Raw genomic sequence first — 21,077 nt, forward strand, 5'->3', positions numbered from 1 at the left:
ATTTGTTTTCAAAAAATAAGTTTGAACAAAGTCGCAACTGTTCTGCGTTATTGTTTAGGTGAAGGTATGCGCATTTTAGTAGTCGAAGACGATGCCCTGCTGGGCGATGCGATTCAAGCTGGTTTGAGGCAGTCTGGCTATGCCGTGGACTGGATGAAAGACGGGATCTCGGCAGAACAGGCACTCACTACTGAGCCCTACGCGGCAGTGGTTCTGGATTTGGGGCTGCCGCGTCTTTCCGGACTGGAAGTGCTGCACCGCCTGCGCAGCCGTAATATTCAAACAAATGCACAGATACCCGTGTTGATCCTGACCGCGATGGATGCGGTGGATGACCGCATTAAAGGACTGGATACCGGTGCAGATGACTATATGGTCAAGCCATTCGACATGGGGGAATTGGCGGCGCGCTTGCGTGCACTGGTGCGCCGTGCCAGCGGAAAGACCGATCCGTTATTGCAGGTTGCCGGCGTCAAGCTTGATCCTGCTGCGCATTATGTGCAGTATCAGGACAAATCGGTTGAGCTTTCGGCTAAGGAATTCGCGCTGCTGCACGCTCTGATGCTCAACTCGGGAAAAGTGCTATCGCGCGCTCAGCTTGAAGAACAGCTTTATGCTTGGGGCGATGAAGTCGAAAGCAACACGGTGGAAGTGCATATCCATCATCTGCGCCGCAAGCTTTTTCCTGAACTGATTGAAACTATTCGCGGTGTGGGCTACTTGATGCCGCGCGACAAGGTGGCCTGAAATGTGGCGACGCGCATCACTTAAGCGACGACTGCTTGTTTTGACGCTGACGACGATCACGTTAGTCTGGATCGGTTCGACCGCATTTACTTACCATAATGCGCGCGCGGAGTTCAACGAGGTGCTGGATGCGCACTTGGCACAGGCGGCTGCGCTGCTGGTTGTCCAATCATCGCATGAGCTGGATGAACTAGAAACAGACCACGCGCCACTGCTGCACAAATATGCCCGCCGGGTCGCGTTTCAGATATGGAATAAAGAACACAAGCTCCGCCTGCATTCCGCCAATGCGCCGTCACACCCTCTGGCAAATGAGGAGCGCGGTTTCAGCGACCACACCATCGACGGCCACCGCTGGCGCGTATTCAGCACTTGGAATGAATCCGCCGAATATTTGATCCAGGTGGCGGAACGTTCCGATGGTCGCGACGAACTGGCGCGTGGCATCGCAGGCAATATGCTCAAGCCGCTATTTATCTCTTTGCCGTTGCTGGCACTTCTGCTATGGATCGCAGTTGCGCGGGGATTGCGCCCGTTGGACAAGCTGACCCGCGAAGTGGAACAGCGTGAACCGGACAATCTTGCTGCGTTGGATGCTTCATCCGCCCCGCGCGAGGTGGTGCCGCTGATCGAACGGCTCAACCGGCTGTTCGCCCGTATCGAAGCTTCCATGCTAAAAGAGCGGCGCTTTACCGCAGACGCCGCGCATGAGTTACGCACCCCGGTTGCCGCAATCAGGGCGCAAGCGCAAGTGGCCAGAGCGGCTTGCAGCGAAGCGGAACGCATTCATGCGCTCGACAACGCAATTCTCGGTTGTGACAGAGCTGCCCATCTGATCGAACAATTGCTGACCCTGGCTCGTATCGATACATTGGGTAATGACGTGACTGAAGCCTGCCAACTCAGAGCTGTCGCCGCTGAGGTAATCGCCGCAATCGCCCCGTCTGCACTGAGCCAGCAAGTAAGACTCGAATTGAAGGAAGGCGCAGAAGTGGAGGTGCGCTGCAATCCGGTCTTATTGCGCATTCTATTACGCAATCTGATCGATAATGCCGTGCGTCACACACAGCCGGGAACATCGGTGTGGGTCAATATTATCAATCAGCAAGGGTTGGCTGGTCTGTCGGTGAATGATAATGGGCCCGGCATCCCGGAAGCGGAACTGACAAGGGTCTCGGAAAGGTTCTATCGCCCTCTTGGCACAAGCGCCAGCGGTAGTGGTCTGGGGCTGTCTATTGTCCATCGTATCGCCGAGATTCATGGTGCTTCCCTGCGAATCGCGTCACAGAGCGATGGTAAGGGATTGAGCGTAACGGTAATTTTTAAATCATAGTGCTGAGTAACAAGTGTTTCTAAAAATGGCACTTCATTTTTGACATGCCACTTTCGTGTTTTTTGGTGTGGCTGCGATTTTATTATTGACATTAACAGAGCAATTTGTGGATTTAGCACGATTCATTTTCCACGCCTCAATGAGCGCGGTGGCCGCGCTTGTTATGTCGGCAGGCAATAATATAAGGTTGATTATGAACAAAAGGAATCTACGTTTTTATTTGTGCGTTTGCGCCGTAGCAATGGCATACGCATTAACGGCTAACGCTCAAGCGACTAATCGGTCGGTCCAATTTATTGTTCCAAATAATCAGATTCAGGCATTGGGCATTAAGAGTGTGACATTACAGAGCCAAATCGATTTGATAAAGGCGCGTTTTCCTGCGGAGGTGGTCGCCTCCACAACAGCGAGACAGGTTGTCAGCTCGCCGGTAGCCGGTTTGGTGGCGCAATTACTTGTTCAGCAAAATCAGGAAGTGCGACCGGGCACACCGCTGGTACGCATTGTCAGCTCAGAACTGGGCCAATTGCAGTTGCAGCTGCTGCAAGCCACTGCCCGCGACAAACTTGCACGACAATCGGCACGGCGCGAACAAGCTTTGTTCGATGAAGGCATCATTCCGCAACGTCGGGTGCAAGAAGCTCAAGCAGCTTTGATGGAAGCTGAAGCCGTGCTCAACCAGGCTAAGGCGGCGCTCCGTTTAAGCGGCATGTCGGCCGCTACAATCCAGCGCATTGCAGTTTCCAGCAAGCTACAAGATAGCATTACGCTGACCGCGACGCAGGTCGGAATCGTGACCGAGATTACGGTCAAGCCAGGTCAACGGATCGATGCTGCAACCACTTTATTGCAGGTGACACAAACCGATTCCCTCAGGCTCTATATTCAGCTTCCGGTGTCGGAAAACACGAATTGGCCAGCTGGAACAAAGGTCAAAGTACTCGGCCGGGATGTCGCGGCGCGCATTTTGAGTGTCAGTCCGATCGTTTCTTCCAGTAGTCAGATGGTGCAGTTGCGAGCGGAAGTCGAGGGCAATACTGGTCAGATTCGATCTGGAGAGTTTGTGACGGTCGAATTGCCCCTGGCGGCCACGCCAGGCAGTTGGGATGTGCCGCTTTCCGCCGTGGCTCATGACGGTAACCAGGCGTATGTGTTTGTCCGTACTTCACAGGGCTTTGAAGCCAGAACTGTGAAGGTGGTGGTGAGCGCCGGGCAGCTGGTGCGCGTGCAAGGTTCAATTGAGGCTGGCGAACAGATTGCGGTCAGCGGCGTGGTTGTTCTCAAGGGCGCATGGCTTAATGCGATGGAGAGCAAATAATGCTTTCCCGTCTTGTCCAGATATCTTTATCGCAGCGCCTGTTCACATTGTTGGCGACACTGATAGTGGCGGGTGCAGGGTGGTATGCGTACCTGGGGTTGCCGATTGATGCTTTCCCTGATGTGTCGAGTGCTCAAGTTAAAATCATTATGCAAGCCCCCGGCATGACACCGGAGGAAGTCGAAAGTCGCATCACGGTGCCGGTTGAAGTGGAAATGCTCGGTATCCCTAAAACCAAAATTCTTCGTTCTGTCTCCAAGTATGGCCTGGTCGATGTGACGATCGACTTCGAGGACGGCACTGACCGCTACTGGGCGCGGCAGCAGGTCAGCGAACGCCTTGGCGGGTTGACGAATATTTTGCCGGTCGGCATCGCGGGCGGTATGGCGCCGGTCACGACACCGCTCGGGGAAATGTTCATGTTTACCGTCGAAGGAGGGGGGCTGTCTCTGGCCGAGCGACGAAGTCTGATTGATTGGGTCATCCGGCCGGTGCTCAGAACCGTGCCCGGCGTTGCCGATGTGAATGTGCTGGGTGGCGTCGTTCGCGCCTTCGAAGTCGTGCCTGATGCGCTCAAAATGGCCGCCAGCGGCGTGACAGTAGCTCAGCTCAAGGAGGCAGTCAGTGCCAATAACCGCAACGACGGTGCGGGTCGACTTGGCGAAGGAGACGAAGTGCTTCTGGTGCGTAGCGAGGGGAGGATCACGACTCTGGACGACCTGCGTGCGATTGTGGTAACGATAAAAGATGGCACACCGGTTCGCGTTGGCAATTTGGCCGAGGTCAAGATCGGTACGGTGACACGCAATGGTGCGGTGACCAAAAATGGCACGGGAGAGACCGTTCAGGGGCTGGTGTTGGGGCTGGCCGGCGCTAATGCGCAAAAAGTCGTCGAAGGCGTCCGAAAAAAACTGGTCGAACTACAGCCAACGCTCCCGCACGGCGTACAACTGGACGTTTTCTATGATCGCGCCTCCCTGGTCAGCAAGGCGGTTGGAGCAGTTTCGACCGCGCTGCTCGAAGCGACCATTTTGGTCATTATTTTACTTGGCTTGTTCCTGGGGAATATCCGGGCGGCATTGACAGTGGCCCTTGTGCTGCCTCTGGCTGCGCTGATTACCTTCATTCTGATGCGCGGTTTCGGCATGTCGGCGAACCTGATGAGTTTGGGCGGCTTGGCCATCGCGATCGGTATGCTGGTCGATGCCTCCATTGTGGTGGTCGAAAACATCGTGCAGCGTTTGGCGACCGATCCCACTGCCGGAAAATTGCCGCGGCTACACACAATATATCGCGCGGTGAGAGAGGTTGCGGTTCCGGTCACCTCCGGGGTATTGGTCATCATTACTGTGTTTTTGCCGCTCCTGACGCTTCAGGGTCTCGAAGGAAAGTTTTTTGTGCCGGTGGCGCTCACTATTGTATTCGCACTGACTGGATCCCTGGTGTTGTCGTTGACCGTCATTCCGGTATTGGCGTCTTATCTGCTGCGTGAGATCAAGCACGAAGAGCCGTGGCTACCCCGCAAGCTGCTGGCGCTTTACGAACCGACGCTTTCCTGGGCTCTGCGCCGGCAGCGCGTCGTAGCCGGAGTAGCAGTATTGATGTTGCTGGTGGCCGGTGTGATCTATACCCAGGTCGGCAAAACTTTTATGCCGACGATGGACGAAGGTGACTTGATTGTCGGCATTGAGAAGTTGCCTTCCATTAGCCTGGAACAAAGCACTGCGCTCGATCTAAAAATCCAACGCGCTATCATGCAGACTATCCCGGAAGTGCATGGAATCGTAGCCCGTGTCGGCTCCGATGAAATCGGTCTTGACCCGATGGGCCTCAATCAGACCGACACGTATTTGCTGTTGAAGCCGAAAGGTGAATGGCGCATGAAGAGCAAGGAAGCGCTGAAGGACGAAGTGCGCAAGGTGCTCGATCCCATGCCTGGTATTAAATACAGCTTCACACAGCCGATCGAAATGCGCGTGTCGGAAATGATCATAGGTGTGCGTGGCGATCTTGCGGTCAAAATTTTCGGCCCCGATCTCGATAAACTCAATGAGTATGCGAGTCGAGTTCAAGCACTACTCAAGACGGTTCCCGGCAATCAGGACGTGTATACGGTTCAAAATGATGGTGTGCAGTATTTGAGGGTCACGGTAAACCGCCTGCAAGCTGGCCGTCTGGGATTGAGCGTTGAAGAGATCCAGGATTCTCTACGCGCACAAATTGATGGTCAGCGAGCCGGTATTGTTATCGAGGGTAACCGCCGCACGCCGATCATATTGCGTGGCACTGAATCGGTTCGCATATCGCCAGCTGAATTTGGAGCCATGCGGATCACGACCAAGGATGGCAGCACGGTGCCATTGACTAGCGTCGCAAAACTAGAACGCGCAGCAGGTCCGGTGAAGATTGATCGCGAGATGGCTAGCCGCTACAGCGTAGTTATCGCCAATATCGGCGGTCGTGATCTGGTCGGTTTTGTCGAAGAAGCCAAAGCCCTTGTCGAGCAGAAGCTGCGTTTATCCACTGGCTACCACATCACCTGGGGCGGACAGTTCGAGAACCAGCAGCGCGCGGCTGCCCGTTTGACGGTTGTTGTGCCAATCGCCCTCGGGCTCATTTTCGTACTGTTGTTCTCGACCTTCGGCTCGGTCCGTCAGACTTTGTTGATTCTGAGCAATATTCCATTCGCGCTGGTCGGCGGTATCGTCGCCTTGTGGGTCACCGGCGAATACCTATCGGTGCCGGCGTCTGTAGGCTTTATTGCACTGCTAGGCATCGCCGTCCTGAACGGTGTGGTTCTGGTCAGCTATTTCAATCAACTGCAAAGCGAAGGCATGAAGTTAAGTGAAGTTGTCGTGCAAGGAGCAAAGCGGCGCTTACGCCCGGTGCTGATGACCGCCTCGATTACGACTTTCGGGCTGATGCCACTGCTGTTCGCATCAGGACCCGGCTCCGAAATCCAGCGTCCGTTGGCCATCGTCGTAATCGGTGGATTGGTTACCGCCACGGCGCTGACACTGATGCTATTGCCAATTTTATATTTACGTTTCGGTTTTTCGAAGCAGGAGGTTCCTCATGTCTGAACTATGTTTAACGCTACTGTGTCCGCCAACGATTGAGGAAAAGCTGCTTGATTTGCTGCTCATGTTGCCCAGCACTACTGTTTTTACCAGCACGCCCACCGCTGCACATGGCGTGGTTGTTTGGGATTTAAGTCAAACCGAGCAGGTAATGGGGCGGGCGCATGTCACCGAAATACAGGTAATTTTTGCTGCGGCCGATAAGGCTATATTGCTCGATACTATTCGCCAGAAATTGGCCGGCACAGGTCTGCGCTATTGGGTGACGACTGTCGTTGAAGCGGGAGAGATCGTATGATAGTTCGATTGTTCCTGATAGCTCTGTTGACCGTCTCAGGTTCCGGGCAGGCACTGCAGGCTGTGAATCCCCCGGGACTCTTGCCAGTCGAAATTGCACAGCAACTACTTCAGCAGGATCCTGGCGTTGCTGCCTTGCGGGCCAACCTAAACGTTGCTCTGCAAGAGGCTGGCATACTCGATAAATCGCCTTATGAATGGACCGCCACGGTTTCGGGTCAACGCCGGGTTCAGAATTACGGTTCCAACGATAGTTCAAATGGTAATCGAAAGGAGTGGCACGTAGGTATCGAGCGAAATTTTCGGCTGCCCGGCAAAGCTGTGGCCGATCGCAATATCGGCAAAGCAACCGTCGAAGAGTCCCAGGCACGCTATGGTGAGGCAATGCACGAAGCGGCTCGTGAACTGATGGCTTTATGGATAGATTGGCTAGCGGCGGAACGTGCCCGAGAGCTGGCCGAAAACAGTCTTCAGTTAACTCGGATTAGCCTTGCGGCTGTACAAAAGCGCGTCCGCGCCGGCGATGCCTCTAAATTAGATTTGAGCATCGCCCGTGCCGAATTGGCCGAGCAAAGACGCTTGGGTAATGACGCGAAGACGCAGGTTGCTGCGGCTTGGTCGCGTCTATCTATCCGCTTTCCCGGTATGAAGCGTCAGTTCATGGCGCTGCCCATGCCTTTGCCGATCGTGGAGGACGCGTCATTTTGGCGCGAACACATCCTGAATCAAAGCGATGAGTTCAAAGTTGCACAAACTCAAATGCAAAAAACAGAAGCCTATGCAGAACGAGCACGCGCCGACAAGACACCCGATCCCAGAGTGGGAATCTATCATGCTTCGGAGATCGATGGACGCGAGCGTATATCCGGATTAATGCTCAGCATTCCCATTCCAAGCGGCGTTCGCGACTCGCGCAGTGCCAAGGCAATCGCAGCAGTTGAAGTCTCACGCCAGGAAGTCGAACTCAAGAAACGTATGCTTGAGTCCGAGATTATGAGCGCCATCATGATTGCGCGCGGTGCCTATGCCAGCCTGCAAATTGCAAATGAAGGCGCATCAGCCATGCAGGAGAATGCCAGGCTGATGCAGCGCGCCTACACGCTTGGCGAAGCAGAATTGCAAGCCATGCTGTTGGCGCGTCGCCAAGCAACCGCTGCGATGACCAATGCGCTGCAAGCGCAAGTCACAGCCTTGACGGCTTATTACAAGCTGCTTGTCGATGCTCACCTGATTTGGGATTTAGAACATAGCTAAAACTGGGCTATGGTCGCATCAGTGGCAGCTTTTTAATCGTTAAATGGAATAAAATAATTACGACTGGTCACCGCCGTATGCACGGTAAATGCCATAAATTATTTCTTTAAAATATTTTTTAGGTCTGCAAAAGGATTAAAAGTGGCCAGCGATTCTGGATTTTGAACAGCGGAACGGCCTGCTGAGTCCTTAACTCGCGAGTGCTCATTCTCATGGCAATAGGTACATAAAAGCTCCCAATTACTACCATCTGTGGGGTTATAGTCATGGTTGTTATTCTTGTGATGAACTTCTAGTAATTGAAGATTTTCACGGGAAAAAGTACGAGCACAACGACCACAAACCCACGGATACATCTTGAGCGCTTGCTCTCGGTATCCCATAGCACGATTCTCTGCATTTTTCCGTGCATCAAGTACTATTTTGTCTAGCTTGCTATTTATGAGTGTCATAACTATCTAATTTAAATAATGGTTCATACATAATACGGTGAATTTAGTTTATTGCAATAGTCGAGCACATCTTTGCTGTCATTGAACAGATGTACGATAAATTGATTTTTACTACCAGTCAGGCACGAGCAAATTTTGCAATGCCCGTGATGGCTGCTAGTGAGCTGGAATTGAGGCCTTCTGACGTTCGCAGCAGGACAAATTTCCAAAAGTGCCTCAGCAGTTCAGGGTCTCAACGAAGCGGAGCCGCGCAAAAATATGCAATCCATCGAAAAATATGAATTTTCTTTGGCAGCGTTCATACGAATGAAGGCAGGAAGGTATGATATCTATTGGTTTTTAGAGGTGCCCAAGGTATTATTTGGCCAACGCAGTACACAGACTAATCCGTCGCTGTATGCTGCCATATGAATAGAAAAGAGAGAGTACAGATGAAGATTGCAAAAAATGTTTTAGAGCTGATAGGCAACACACCGTTAGTAAAATTAAACCGCGTGACCCAAGGCATAGATGCCACTATCCTCGCCAAGTTGGAATTTTTCAATCCCGCGCTCAGCGTCAAAGATCGTATCGCCGCGTCAATGATTGAAGCTGCTGAACGGGGAGACATGATAAAGCCAGACACAATTATTCTAGAGCCAACATCTGGAAATACCGGCATCGCCCTTGCTATGGTTTGCGCAGCCCGCGGATATAAGTGTGCTTTCGTTATGCCGGAAAACATGAGCCGTGAGCGCCGTTTGTTGATGAAAGCTTATGGTGCAGAACTGATTTTAACTCCAAGTGCAGGCGGCATGCCCGGAGCAATGAAGAAAGCAAAAGAAATGGCTTTGGCCGATTCTCGCTACCTTATCTTGCAACAATTCTCTAATCGTGCCAATCCTGGTATCCATCGTGCTACCACCGCCGAAGAAATCATGCGCGACACCGACGGTATGATAGATATCTTTGTTGCTGGTGTAGGAACTGGGGGCACTATCACTGGTGTGGGTGAAGCATTGAGAGAAGTCTATTCGGCCGTGCAAGTAATTGCCGTGGAACCTGATGCCTCGCCCGTACTTTCTGGTGGTCAGCGTGGCCCGCACGCCATTCAAGGTATTGGGCCAGGTTTTATACCTGAAGTACTCAACAGCAACATATTCCACGGAACAGTACGTGTTACAGATGAAGATGCACTCAATATGGCACGGCGCTTGGCAAAGGAAGAAGGCCTGCTGGTCGGTATTTCCTCGGGTGCAGCTGTTTGGGCAGCCCTTGAAGTTGCCAAGCGTCCGTTAAATGTTGGCAAGATGATCGTGGTGATGATCCCATCATTTGGTGAACGTTATTTGTCTACTCAATTGTTTGCTGACCTGGATGTGGATTAACCACCGTTGTGCAGGATGCGATGCATTGAAGTAGGTTGTCCGTGCATCCCAGTAGTATGATACAGCATAGCCTTGCATCAAGTGACTGGTTCTAAAAAGTTATAGTCAAAAGCATTACCAAAATCAAGAATGGATATCCAATAAGTAATTGATGTAAAAGTAGCGTCTCATACAACGAAAAGCTGTACGGTAAAATCAATTATCCCCTCGGGTGATGTTGCATATGCAGTTGCTTCAACCGTTCGCGTGCAACATGCGTGTAAATCTGTGTGGTAGAAATATCGGCATGGCCGAGCAGCAATTGCACTACGCGCAAATCTGCGCCGTGGTTAAGCAAGTGGGTGGCGAAGGCGTGGCGCAAGGTGTGCGGTGACAGAGGTTTGTGTAGGCCGCCATACTTTGCGTGACGCTTGATAAGATACCAGAACATTTGTCGCGTCATCGCTGTGCCACGCTGAGTAACAAATAGCGCTGCATTTAATTTATTGCCCAGCAAGGTGGGGCGTGCATCCATCAGATAACGGCGCAACCAATCTAGTGCCTCTTCCCCCAGCGGTACCAGACGTTCTTTATTACCCTTACCCATTACGCGCACTATGCCCATGTCGAGGCTGACTTGTGCGATGCTTAAGCTGATCAACTCGGACACGCGCAGACCGCTGGCATATAGTACTTCCAGCATAGTGCGATCACGCATACCTAGAGGTATATTGGTATCAGGCGCTTGCAACAGCATTTCCACATCCTGTTCGGTAAGCGTTTTGGGCAGGTTACGCGGCAGCTTGGGAGTAGCGATTTGCAGCGTGGGGTCCGTGACAATTCTGCTCTGTCGCAACAAATAACGGAACAGGCGTTTGAGGCTTGATATGGCGCGGCTGGTACTGGTGGCTTTAGCTTTTTGTTCGATGACCAAATAGGCGAGAAAGCCTTGGACATCTGCGTGAGTGGCCTCTAGTAAGGTAGAGCCACGCTGTTTTTCAATCCAGAGAATAAATTTGCACAGATCGCGTTTGTAGCTTTCCAGTGTGTTGCGCGACAAACCATCTTCCAGCCACAGGGAGTCGCAGAATTCATCCAGGATGTCAGTGTTGTTCATTCATCTTTGTCTCATTTAAGTGTGGTGAGAAATCTATATGGATCTTCACTGCGTGCGTAATGCCAGTTGTAGCCGCTTCCCGTTCGCTTATGAATAATAGTCATTAGCAGACTATCTGACCTTGAGATTTTGAAGGCATAACATATTGATATTTATAAATATACATATCAATAAATAATAGGGTTATTCATGTAATCAATTGGCTAAGTAAAAAACCTGACAGTCTTCTTGGTTTGATTGCTTTTCATGTTCCAACAACCAGAGTTTGATATCCAACGCATCTCCACTGCGCTGGCGTATAAAGCCGCCGATGCCAGATTTGCTCACCACACGATGGCAAGGAATGACTATCGGAATGGGATTTGCACCGCACGCCTGACCAACCGCGCGTGGGCAGGACGCTAGCACCTTAGCGATATCTCCATAGTTGCGCGTTTGACCGGGTGGAATTGCAGACATTGCTTGCCATACTTTTGTTTGATGGGCAGTGCCGTTTAGTTTGAGTGAAATATTGAAATGAAAATTAGGGTCAATGAAATAGGACTGCAATTGTTCGCACACCTCTCGAGCAAAAGCTTGGCTCGGTGCTTGTGGTGAAGCATCCTGCTCAAGAAAATCGATGTCGGTAAGTACATCCACCTCACAGCGGATACCAAGCATACCAAATGGTGTAGATAGCTTTGCCTGATAATTCATCATCTTCCTTATACACGAACATTTGGCTGCTTAATGAGATAAATCCCAGCTTCACCGAGTGGCTCACCAAGATTTGGACTGCATCTTGGTCGTATTAAAACTTACTTGCCTGTCAAAAGTAAGAGCTACAGGGTAGGAGAGTAGCAGGATCTAAGCCAGACAAGATAAAACCTGTAAACATCAAGTAGGTTATATCCCAAGCGACGAGAGCAGGCAATATTCGCGCATTGCGGAATCCATTTGTTCAGAGGAGGTAATTTTTGAATCGGCGTTACAAAGAAAGCGTAAGGTTGCTGATTGGTCATTGATGATTGACACATGTTTATGTGCGTTTAATCAGGTGTGGGAAGCCAAAAATTACAACAAAATAAATTTTGGCTTAGACGCTTTTAGATGAATTATGGGTTACCAGAACCTTTGATGTGCATGCAGCAGTAAACCTCCGGTTTTGCCGGAGGCAATAAATTTACCAATTCGAATTTATAAATAGAAATGGAAATGACTAACTGCTGACTTTAGCTGCTTTGCGGGCAGGGAGCTTTTCCTTGATACGTGCGGATTTTCCGGAACGGTCACGCAAGTAGTAGAGTTTGGCACGACGCACATCACCACGGCGCTTTACTTCAATACTGGCGATGGCTGTTGAATAGGTTTGAAAGGTACGTTCCACGCCCTCATTAGCGGAAATTTTCCGCACGATGAAAGACGAATTTAGACCGCGATTTCGCTTTGCAATCACTACGCCTTCATATGCCTGTAAACGTTTGCGTTCTCCTTCGACCACTTTTACACTGACGACAACAGTATCCCCGGGGGCGAAGTTTGGAATTACCTTTCCCAAACGGGCAATTTCTTCTTGTTCTAGTATTGCGATAAGATTCATTTTGTTTCCTCTTGTTGTACGGACGCTTGTTCCTGCTGGTACTCTGCCAGTAGCCGAGCTTCCTGTTTTGTTAACTGACGTTGTGCCAGCAAATCTGGGCGGCGTTGCCAGGTCCGTCCTAGCGCCTGCTTCAACCGCCACTTCTCTATCTCAGCGTGGTGTCCGGAAAGTAAAACCTCCGGTATTCCCTCGCCTTCAAAAATTTCTGGCCGAGTGTAATGCGGACAATCCAGCAAGCCCGCTACAAACGAGTCCTGCTGCGCTGATTCGGCATCCCCCAATACACCGGGCAAGAGCCGAACCAAGCTGTCTATCAGCACCATCGCTGCCAGTTCGCCACCGGATAACACATAGTCCCCGATGGAAAGCTCTTCATCCACTTGCTGTCGTATCAGGCGTTCATCTACACCTTCGTAACGGCTTGCCAGCAGAATCAATCCATTATTCCGCGCCAACAGCTCTTTCACCACTTCATGGGTTAGTTGTCGGCCTTGTGGTGACAGGTGGATTACACAACTTTTGACCACACCAGCTTGCGCTTGGCTTTGTTTCGCTGTTGCGATTGCCTGTGCTAGTGGCTCTGCCAACATTAACATTCCCGGACCGCCGCCATAAGGCCGATCATCCACGGAACGATGTTTGTCGCTCGTAAACTCACGCGGATTCCAAGTACGGAGCACAAACTTGCCTTGCTCCACCGCACGCCTCGTCACCCCATATTGGGTAATTGCGTCGAACATTTCCGGAAATAGCGTAATAGCATCAAAGCGCATCGCCTCTACTCAGTGCGTCGCTGCCCAATCGGCTGACCAATCGACATGTATCACTTTTTTCGTCAAGTCCACCTGCTTGATTGCGCTGGCGATAAACGGGATTAATAATTCCCCCCGTTTTTTTTCGGGCGAGCCTTCCTGTACACACAACACCTGATTAGCACCGGTATCCATAAGGTTGTCCACCACCCCTAGACATTTTCCAGCGAGATCAACTACCGTTAGACCGATTAGATCCGACCAATAATATTCACCCTCAGGCTGTTGAGGCAGGTTGCTGCGCGGCACCGCCACCAGCAAACCTTTGTATTTTTCGGCGGTGGTTCTGTCGTTGCTGTTGGGAAATTTGGCGACCAAGCCCTTGCTATGAACAGCAAAAGTTTCCAAGCTTACCTCGCGCCATGGATGCTTCTCGTCTCCCAGCCACCACACTGGGTAGTCGGCAAGACTATCAACGGATTCGGTGTATGTTTTAATCTTCACCCAACCGAGAATGCCCTGCGCACCAGCCACGCGCCCCATAACGATCATGGAGTCTGATTGGTTATGCTTTTGCTGCGGCACCAGCGTGCTTGACCAGCTTGGCGACAGCGTCGCTCAATTGCGCGCCTTTTTCTTGCCAGAAAGCCACGCGATCCAGTTGAATTCGCATGCCTTCAGGGCCGTCCGGGGCAACTGGATTATAAAAACCAACGCGCTCGATAAATCGACCATCTCGGCGATTACGTGAATCGGCCACAACTACATTATAAAATGGGCGATTCTTGGAGCCACCACGTGCAAATCGTATAATAACCATAGTTTCTACTTTATTGTGAGCAAATGCCAAAGGGCGCAGATTTTACGACACTTCACTGAGTAATGGCAAGTAACATTAGCGATGCAGCAACACTTCCAGCACAAATTGGGTGCCCAGATAGGCAAGCAGCAAAAAAATAAAGCCGCTCATTGTCCATCGTACCGCAGTACGTCCGCGCCAACCTTTATACTGATGGCCGAGTAACAACACTGCGAACACACACCACGAAATGAAACCGAACAACATTTTGTGATTGAAGTGCCACGGCTTGCCAAATAACTGATCGGAAAAGACAATGCCCGACGCCAATGTCATAGTGAGCAAAACAAAGCCTGCGCCAATGATGCGAAATAATAAGGTTTCCATAGTGAGCAATGGAGGAAAGCCTTGCAGCACGCGCGGCAGCGTAGCCTGATGGAGGCGTTTTTCCACCAATGACATCAAGCCCGCATGCAGCACCGCAATGGTGAACAGACTGTAGGCGGACATTGCTGCCAGTATATGTGCCTCAAGGACAAATGAAAGATTGTTCGTTAGCGGATGAACCGCAGGAAACAGCGCTGGCAGTAACACACCACCTGCTGCCAAAGGCAACACTAATGTTTGCAAGCTGGCAATCGGGTAAAAAAAACGTGCCAGCCAATATACCAGCATGGTCAGCCACAAAATCAACGATAGCGCATTAATTAACCCAAAGTTCAGATCGCCGCTACTAAATAAACTGCTATACAGCAAGTATGCATGGAGTGCTAGCGGCAGCAATACGGCATGACCAATCAATCCACGGTTTAAGACATCAACCTTTCCCGCAGATTGTGCACGCCAAAAATATGCCGCTAACACGCTGTACGCAAGAAAAGTGATTACATAGAACGTAAGATTCGACATTTTTAGTCAGGATGTTTTAGACTTCGCTGATTCTACACTATAGCCAATGCTGCGGAAAACAGGAGCAATACCATGCTAGACAATCTTACGCAACGCCTTTCAGGCGTTATAAAAAACCTGCGAGGACAAGCGCGCTTATCTGAAAGCAACATCCAGGATGCCTTGCGTGAAGTGCGCTTGGCTTTATTGGAAGCTGACGTGGCGCTGCCCGTGGTTAAAGAACTAACTTCCCAAGTGAAGCAGGCTGCGCTAGGACAAGAAGTGTTGGGCAGTCTGACGCCGGGGCAAGCATTAATTGGTATCGTGCATCGCGAGTTGACCACGCTGATGGGTAAGCACAACGATGCGTTGAATCTTACCACCGTGCCGCCAGCCGTGATTTTGATGGCTGGTTTGCAGGGTGCAGGCAAGACCACAACAAGTGGGAAACTTGCAAAACTGCTGCGCGAACAGATGAAGAAAAAAGTGCTGCTGGTTAGTTGTGACGTTTACCGTCCTGCTGCTATCGAGCAATTGCGCATCCTTGCGCAGCAACTGGAAATCGATTTTTTCGCCTCTGATGCCAGCCAGAAACCGCGCGATATAGCACTGTCGGCGCTTGATCACGCACGCAAACATCACCACGATGTGCTGATTGTGGACACTGCTGGTCGCCTTGCGATCAATGCCGCAATGATGGAAGAAATTCAGCAATTGCACGCTGCCCTTAATCCGATTGAAACCCTGTTCGTTGTAGACGCCATGACCGGACAGGACGCTGTGAATACCGCAAAGGCATTTGGCGAGGCGTTGCCGCTAAGCGGTATTATCCTCACCAAGCTGGATGGCGATGCACGGGGTGGTGCGGCCTTGTCGGTACGACACATTACCGGCAAACCGATCAAATTTGTTGGCGTAAGCGAGAAGCCCAATGGCCTGGAAGCCTTCCACCCAGAGCGCATGGCTTCGCGCGTATTAGGCATGGGCGATGTATTGTCGTTGATAGAAGATGTCCACCGTGAGGTTGATCAGGCCGAGGCTGAAAAGCTGGCCAAGAAAATCAAAAGTGGTCACGGATTTGATCTCAACGATTTCAAGATGCAAATCGTACAAATGCGCAAAATGGGCGGTATGTCTGCCCTGATGGATAAACTACCCGCACAACTCGGCCAGGCTGCGGCGGGTGCCAAGATGGACGACCGCGCCGTCAATCGCACTGAAGGCATCATTAATTCAATGACAATGCAAGAACGTTCCCACCCGGAACTCATTAAAGCTTCACGTAAACGCCGCATCGCTGCAGGATCGGGGGTTCAGGTAATGCATGTCAATCAATTGTTGAACCAGTTTGAACAAACGCAAAAGATGATGAAAATGTTCAGCAAAGGCGGTATAGGCAAATTGATGCGCGGCATGAAGGGCATGTTGCCTGGTAAACGTTAAGCTCTTGAAGTTCAAGGTTGTCAGCCATGCAAATTGTATTAACAATGAAAAAGCTTGTGGGTCATGCCTTCCAAATTACACAGCAGATGTAATATATGTGGCCTGACCTCGTACCACTTAACCGATCGAGTATTTTGGGAGAGTCCTTAAAAATAGCTTGAACTCCCATCCGCAGAATATTAGGTTGTCCTAAAATTAACGTCCAGCAAAATAAACGGCTAACATTATGAAAAATAATGGGGAGGTGGTAATTTTTGATAGCGTTTTCCGATATAGGCTACATTGCCAGCTCATGAAGCTGTTTTCTATATTACGTTGGGCGTCAAGGAGGCAATGTAAGTGATGGATCCAAAAGACTACGTTCTCGGTGCCGGCATATTGGTCACCTTTATCCTTGGCATCTGGAATGCCGTTGCAAATTGGCGATCAAGTCGTCGGACAGCTTTCATCAATACGGTGACTGCTGAGCGCGTAAAGTGGCTTGGCACGCTAAGGGAAAACATTTCGACGTTCTGCGGACTAACCCATACTTGGCGGTTTTCCGGGCTTGAGGGCAAACCCGAGGAGCACGAAACTCTCTTGCAGATCGACAAATTGCGCCATCTGATCCGACTTCAGTTGAATCCAGATGGTGATCACGACAAATCCATTGAGACTCTTGTTGCTCGAATTCCACAGCTTACCCATACTACACAAGAGACTGAACTGAAAGAAGCGTTGAACGAGCTTGTTGAGGTCAGCCAGAAGCTCTTGAAGGACGAATGGGAGAAAGTGAAAGAAGAGTCCAAACGGGGTGATCTGAAAGAACCTGAACATTGCTTGGCATTCGTGTTTAGATTACTTCATGCTCGGTGCTTGGAAGCTACTGCTCGCTGGCGAGAGGCAGGTAAGCCGTTAGATTCGCCGCCCAATGAGTAAGGTTAGATTGTGATCGCGAAGCGAGCCACAATCTGAACCGTTTGTTGTACAAGCCCGGTGAGGCTGCTGTGAATCTGCTTGTTATGGAAATATCTCTCTGATCGGTGCGGTGCCTTGGGTTCTGTTCCGCGTCAAACCCCAAATTCCACCGCTAAAAGTTGCCATTGCAGCAACCTGTTCCGCTCAACCGGCCATTCTTGATGCGTTTTACCTGATTTCACTCTTTTGCAGGGCGAGCGCGCCCCTGCCAGCCAAGTCCGGCAGGTTGGCGGTGCGTGTTGCGTTACATGGCCATCTCCCTGTTCGACGCGGAAGGCCGTAAGCGGCGGGTGGATGTTAAAAATAGGTAAAGTCAGTATTAGGTGTTGCACCTCGATCCTGAATCCGCCTATAGTTATCGTATGTCATACGATAATGAAATAACCTTCCTAACCCATCATGTTGAAATCCTGCGCTCCAGCTATTTACACTGGACTGGGAAACCCGATTTTGATGAAAGCATCAGTCAAGAAAATGCTGTTGAGACACTTTTTTTGGCACCGTTTGCGGTTCTTTCCCACGGTATCGGGGTAGATCCAATATTCAATTATGGTAACCAGCGAGCGCTGGATATGTTCGAAATGAGCTGGGAGGAGTTTACCGCTCTGCCATCACGTCTATCGGCTGAAACAGTAAATCAAAAAGAGCGGATTAAGCTGCTGGATGCGGTTACCAGACATGGATACATCAATAACTATTCTGGTATCCGTATCTCAAAGTCCGGTCGGCGTTTTATGATCCGTGACGCCACAGTATGGAATTTAATTACATCAGATGGTCAGTTTTATGGCCAAGCTGCACTCATCCGAGACTGGGAATACCTTTGATTTCTGCGATGGCACTATGAAATATTTCACAAGTTTTTTCAACATTGATAGCCATACTTGCATTGCCAACTGTATATTTTGCGGACTATCTTCCAATTTTCGTGACCACATCTCAATTTCAGAGTATGTAACGCTCTGAATCGAAGCAATCTCTACCAGAGAACCATCCGGCCGTGTACCTGCTTTAGGTGCTATTCAATTAGTATCTGAATTAAAGACTCACGCATGCAGTGTCTGTGACTGGGGAGTCTCCATACTCTATCCTTAAATTTTGTATGAAATATTCTTAGAGGTACCCTTTAAACTTTAAACACTTTTGACCGATAACAAGTTCGTGAATCTCGAACTTGAATTCAATTAGTAATGTTTAAACAATTAAGGTGCAAGGATTAAATATGGATACCAAAATTACATTTATCAAAACCAGTAAGGGTGAGGATGAAAGCAATAGGATAACTAATTATTTGTCCAATGATATTAAGCGTGCTTTCTGTTTGATTGATAACAAGTCTACGGTGAAAGTGCTGATGAAACGGGCTGCGCCCAGCTTAAGTGAATCACTAGAATATTTGCTACAGGAACTGATCAATGGGGGCTTTATTCAAGATAAAGACAAAGTGAGTTACGTCGCTAATATTGCGATTCCCTGCGACATGCGTGTGAGAAGCGATGACAAAATTTATATTGGCCGGGAGCGCGGAGGGCGAGACCGTCACAACCTACGGAGTACCAGATAAGTTCAAGGAAAATACAGCCTATTTAATATATGCAACAAAACCAATTTGAATGCCTGCCTGATAAAGCTGCTAAATTTTAAAAGCAATTAAAATCATGTAATTACAAATACAGAGATGGCATTCGTAATGTAGAACAAATTGTTTATTTTGATAGTCAGCTATGCAGTGCGTTTGCTGTTGTTCATATTTTTCGAGTTACTTTCAGCAAGCGGCCAGAAGCAGCCAATCAAGAATCTTCTTCGCATCTGACGAAAACTGTATGTGCTCCTAATGCTAGGGCTGCCCCGTCCAACATCAATGAAAGAAATCAACATGTCTATGCTTATTTTCTTAGGTATCGTTGCCATAGTATTGATCTATGGCATCAGCTTGTATAACAACTTGGTGAGTGTCAAAAATGTTGTTGCTAAAGCTTGGGCCAATATCGACGTGCTACTGAAACAGCGCCATGACGAGTTGCCAAAATTGGTTGAAGTGTGCAAACAATACAAGCAGTTTGAGCAATCCACCTTGCAAAAAGTTATCGAGGCACGTTCACAGGTGCAGTCTGCAGGGAACCGTCAAGACATCGACGCCCTTGGGCAGGCGGAAGGACTGCTACGCGCAGGTTTGGGCAGCATATTCGCCCTTGCAGAAGCTTACCCTGAGCTGAAAGCTAATGAAAATTTCATGCAGCTACAGAACCGTATCAGCACGCTTGAAAATGGAATTGCTGACCGCCGTGAATTTTATAACGACGCAGTGAACATCAATAACGTGCAAATCGAAGTCTTTCCCGCCAATTTTATTTCGAAGATGTTCGGTTTTGTTGAAAAGCCTTTGCTGGTATTTTCCACGAATGAAAAAGCCGATGTGGATATGAAGCAATTATTCAACTAACAGCTATGGCAAATATGTTTTGCCTGTTAATGAATCACCCATGCCTTTTTTCACTAACCGCTGGTTGATAAAGCACGTGCGACTCGCTGTGCGATATTCACGATAATCCCCATGCTGGATTGGCTACGACGCGAATATGCGCAACTTATTACCTCCGGTGCACAGTTGCTGCTACTGATCGTAGGTTTCCGTATACATTCCCGCAATGGCTGGTTGTATTGTCTTGCTGTAATTGCATTGATTAGCCTCTGTGCATGGTTGTCCTCGTTATATAGGCTGCGGACCTTACGCAACACACCCACATCAAAAATTGCTTCTGCTGCACAAGGCTATGTTGAATTGGTGGGAAGTGGTCAACCATTCTGTGACCCTCCCTTGTTTAGCACGCTTAGACGACGTCCTTGTTTGTGGTGTCGCTATAAAATCGAGCAGCGAGAGAAAAATGGATGGAGAACAATAGATAGTGGTGAAACCAGCGACTCTTTCTTACTGTGCGACGATACCGGTGAATGTGTGGTTGACCCGGAAAATGCGGAGATCATTACTCGGCGTTATGACCAGTGGCAAGAAAAAGGCTGTCGTTACACTGAATGGACCTTGATCAAGGGTGAAACACTCTATGTCATCGGTCGGTTTCGCACTCAAGGTGGTCGTAATCAAGATTTTGACAAGCGCGTTGAGTTGAGCGCATTGCTGACGGAATGGAAAAAAAATATGCCCGCGTTGCTCGCACGCTTCGATCTAAACAAAGATGGGGAGCTAAGCCTAGCGGAATGGGAACTTGCCAGGCAAGCGGCCAAGGATGAAGTGGAGAAAATGATGGCGGATGTTATGGCACATCCTAGCACCCATATCATCAGCCGTTCTCCCGATGGCCAACTCTTCCTTATCAGTAACCTATCAGGGGAAAGGTTGTCACGTCGCTACTTGCTCTGGGCTTGGGGGCATCTCATGATTTTATTTGGATCGCTCGGTGGGCTAGGGTGGGTGCTACAAAATATTAATTCATAACGTAAAATAGTAATATGTTACATAAAAGGCTGATGACGCAGAGAAAATATGTTACGTTCAGAATGTGTTGCGAAAGGTCTCTTCCGCAACACAGGGTATAAGTTCCCAGCAGTGTGCAACACTGCACTGGTACAAGACATAAGGGCATCTCTCAATATCCATTATTTGTCACAATACAGCGTTTAGAGTAAGAAATTTTGCTTGCATATCAAATATATGCTGCACTCAAATTTTTTACTCTCGCCTTGTCTTGTCTAGAAA

At 49.6% G+C, this 21,077-nt stretch carries 22 protein-coding genes and 1 pseudogene; 14 read left to right on the forward strand and 9 right to left on the reverse strand.

Annotation, left to right across the window (positions count from 1 at the left end; all coding sequences use genetic code 11):
* Window positions 1-66: 66 nt before the first annotated feature.
* The 6 genes from MJ769_RS13940 (at window position 67) to MJ769_RS13965 (ending at window position 8,029) form a co-directional block, all read left to right on the forward strand.
* The gene (locus tag MJ769_RS13940) at window positions 67-747 is read left to right on the forward strand and encodes a response regulator (protein ID WP_239237747.1); all 681 of its coding nucleotides are present in this window, start codon (window positions 67-69) and stop codon (window positions 745-747) included.
* 1 nt (window position 748) lies between these two features.
* Entirely contained in the window at window positions 749-2,080 is a 1,332-nt protein-coding gene (locus MJ769_RS13945) for an ATP-binding protein (RefSeq protein WP_239237748.1), read from the forward strand.
* 337 nt (window positions 2,081-2,417) lie between these two features.
* Complete coding sequence (locus MJ769_RS13950) at window positions 2,418-3,398, forward strand: efflux RND transporter periplasmic adaptor subunit (RefSeq protein WP_239237749.1); 981 nt, start codon at window positions 2,418-2,420, stop codon at window positions 3,396-3,398.
* Complete coding sequence (locus MJ769_RS13955) at window positions 3,398-6,481, forward strand: efflux RND transporter permease subunit (protein WP_239237750.1); 3,084 nt, start codon at window positions 3,398-3,400, stop codon at window positions 6,479-6,481. The genes MJ769_RS13950 and MJ769_RS13955 overlap by 1 nt, the downstream gene beginning before the upstream one ends.
* Window positions 6,474-6,776 carry a DUF3240 family protein gene (locus MJ769_RS13960; protein WP_239237751.1) on the forward strand — a complete coding sequence of 101 codons (303 nt, stop codon included), beginning with the start codon at window positions 6,474-6,476 and terminating at the stop codon, window positions 6,774-6,776. The genes MJ769_RS13955 and MJ769_RS13960 overlap by 8 nt, the downstream gene beginning before the upstream one ends.
* A complete protein-coding gene (locus tag MJ769_RS13965) occupies window positions 6,773-8,029 on the forward strand; it encodes a TolC family protein (protein ID WP_239237752.1) in 1,257 nt (418 codons plus the stop codon). Before MJ769_RS13960 ends, MJ769_RS13965 begins: the two co-directional genes overlap by 4 nt.
* Window positions 8,030-8,127: 98 nt before the next feature.
* Here MJ769_RS13965 and MJ769_RS13970 read toward each other — a convergent pair whose 3' ends face one another.
* The gene (locus tag MJ769_RS13970; protein ID WP_256445728.1) at window positions 8,128-8,481 is read right to left on the reverse strand and encodes a YajD family HNH nuclease; all 354 of its coding nucleotides are present in this window, start codon (window positions 8,479-8,481) and stop codon (window positions 8,128-8,130) included.
* A 53-nt stretch (window positions 8,482-8,534) separates the two neighbouring features.
* On the opposite strand from MJ769_RS13970, the pseudogene MJ769_RS13975 reads away from it, so the two are divergent.
* Window positions 8,535-8,639 (forward strand): annotated as a pseudogene (locus MJ769_RS13975) (IS5/IS1182 family transposase); the annotation flags it as partial.
* 273 nt (window positions 8,640-8,912) lie between these two features.
* On the forward strand, window positions 8,913-9,848 hold the full coding sequence (gene cysK / locus MJ769_RS13980; protein WP_239237753.1) for a cysteine synthase A: 936 nt from the start codon (window positions 8,913-8,915) through the stop codon (window positions 9,846-9,848).
* 199 nt (window positions 9,849-10,047) lie between these two features.
* On the opposite strand, the gene xerD is transcribed toward cysK, so the two are convergent.
* The 7 genes from xerD to MJ769_RS14015 all read right to left on the reverse strand — a co-directional run bounded on the left by xerD (window position 10,048) and on the right by MJ769_RS14015 (window position 14,983).
* Entirely contained in the window at window positions 10,048-10,944 is an 897-nt protein-coding gene (xerD, locus tag MJ769_RS13985; RefSeq protein ID WP_239237754.1) for a site-specific tyrosine recombinase XerD, read from the reverse strand.
* A gap of 195 nt (window positions 10,945-11,139) precedes the next feature.
* Entirely contained in the window at window positions 11,140-11,643 is a 504-nt protein-coding gene (locus MJ769_RS13990; protein ID WP_320412167.1) for a methylated-DNA--[protein]-cysteine S-methyltransferase, read from the reverse strand.
* 499 nt (window positions 11,644-12,142) lie between these two features.
* Window positions 12,143-12,523, reverse strand: a complete 381-nt coding sequence (rplS, locus tag MJ769_RS13995; RefSeq protein WP_239237755.1) for a 50S ribosomal protein L19 — start codon at window positions 12,521-12,523, stop codon at window positions 12,143-12,145.
* On the reverse strand, window positions 12,520-13,296 hold the full coding sequence (trmD, locus tag MJ769_RS14000) for a tRNA (guanosine(37)-N1)-methyltransferase TrmD (protein WP_239237756.1): 777 nt from the start codon (window positions 13,294-13,296) through the stop codon (window positions 12,520-12,522). The genes rplS and trmD overlap by 4 nt, the downstream gene beginning before the upstream one ends.
* A gap of 9 nt (window positions 13,297-13,305) precedes the next feature.
* Window positions 13,306-13,827, reverse strand: coding sequence for a ribosome maturation factor RimM (gene rimM / locus MJ769_RS14005; RefSeq protein WP_239237757.1), 522 nt, complete (start codon window positions 13,825-13,827; stop codon window positions 13,306-13,308).
* Window positions 13,828-13,840: 13 nt separating this feature from the next.
* Complete coding sequence (rpsP, locus tag MJ769_RS14010) at window positions 13,841-14,095, reverse strand: 30S ribosomal protein S16 (protein WP_239237758.1); 255 nt, start codon at window positions 14,093-14,095, stop codon at window positions 13,841-13,843.
* A 75-nt stretch (window positions 14,096-14,170) separates the two neighbouring features.
* On the reverse strand, window positions 14,171-14,983 hold the full coding sequence (locus MJ769_RS14015) for a cytochrome C assembly family protein (RefSeq protein ID WP_239237759.1): 813 nt from the start codon (window positions 14,981-14,983) through the stop codon (window positions 14,171-14,173).
* Window positions 14,984-15,055: 72 nt separating this feature from the next.
* Here MJ769_RS14015 and ffh point away from each other — a divergent pair, with 72 nt between their 5' ends.
* Window positions 15,056-16,405, forward strand: a complete 1,350-nt coding sequence (gene ffh / locus MJ769_RS14020; protein WP_239237760.1) for a signal recognition particle protein — start codon at window positions 15,056-15,058, stop codon at window positions 16,403-16,405.
* A gap of 339 nt (window positions 16,406-16,744) precedes the next feature.
* Window positions 16,745-17,323 (forward strand): hypothetical protein, encoded by a 579-nt coding sequence (locus MJ769_RS14025; RefSeq protein ID WP_239237761.1) that lies wholly within the window; start codon window positions 16,745-16,747, stop codon window positions 17,321-17,323.
* 131 nt (window positions 17,324-17,454) lie between these two features.
* Here the strand turns inward: MJ769_RS14025 and MJ769_RS14030 are convergent, their stop codons facing one another.
* A complete protein-coding gene (locus MJ769_RS14030; protein WP_239237762.1) occupies window positions 17,455-17,694 on the reverse strand; it encodes a hypothetical protein in 240 nt (79 codons plus the stop codon).
* Window positions 17,695-17,724: 30 nt separating this feature from the next.
* Here MJ769_RS14030 and MJ769_RS14035 point away from each other — a divergent pair, with 30 nt between their 5' ends.
* The 4 genes from MJ769_RS14035 to MJ769_RS14050 all read left to right on the forward strand — a co-directional run bounded on the left by MJ769_RS14035 (window position 17,725) and on the right by MJ769_RS14050 (window position 20,816).
* Complete coding sequence (locus tag MJ769_RS14035; RefSeq protein WP_239237763.1) at window positions 17,725-18,189, forward strand: MEKHLA domain-containing protein; 465 nt, start codon at window positions 17,725-17,727, stop codon at window positions 18,187-18,189.
* Between the two features lie 395 nt (window positions 18,190-18,584).
* The gene (locus MJ769_RS14040; RefSeq protein ID WP_239237764.1) at window positions 18,585-18,926 is read left to right on the forward strand and encodes a hypothetical protein; all 342 of its coding nucleotides are present in this window, start codon (window positions 18,585-18,587) and stop codon (window positions 18,924-18,926) included.
* A 312-nt stretch (window positions 18,927-19,238) separates the two neighbouring features.
* A complete protein-coding gene (locus MJ769_RS14045; RefSeq protein ID WP_239237765.1) occupies window positions 19,239-19,805 on the forward strand; it encodes a LemA family protein in 567 nt (188 codons plus the stop codon).
* 111 nt (window positions 19,806-19,916) lie between these two features.
* The gene (locus tag MJ769_RS14050) at window positions 19,917-20,816 is read left to right on the forward strand and encodes an E3 ubiquitin ligase family protein (protein WP_239237766.1); all 900 of its coding nucleotides are present in this window, start codon (window positions 19,917-19,919) and stop codon (window positions 20,814-20,816) included.
* Window positions 20,817-21,077 lie beyond the last annotated feature (261 nt).

The sequence above is a fragment of the Candidatus Nitrotoga sp. BS genome, assembly GCF_927797785.1.
GTDB lineage: Bacteria > Pseudomonadota > Gammaproteobacteria > Burkholderiales > Gallionellaceae > Nitrotoga.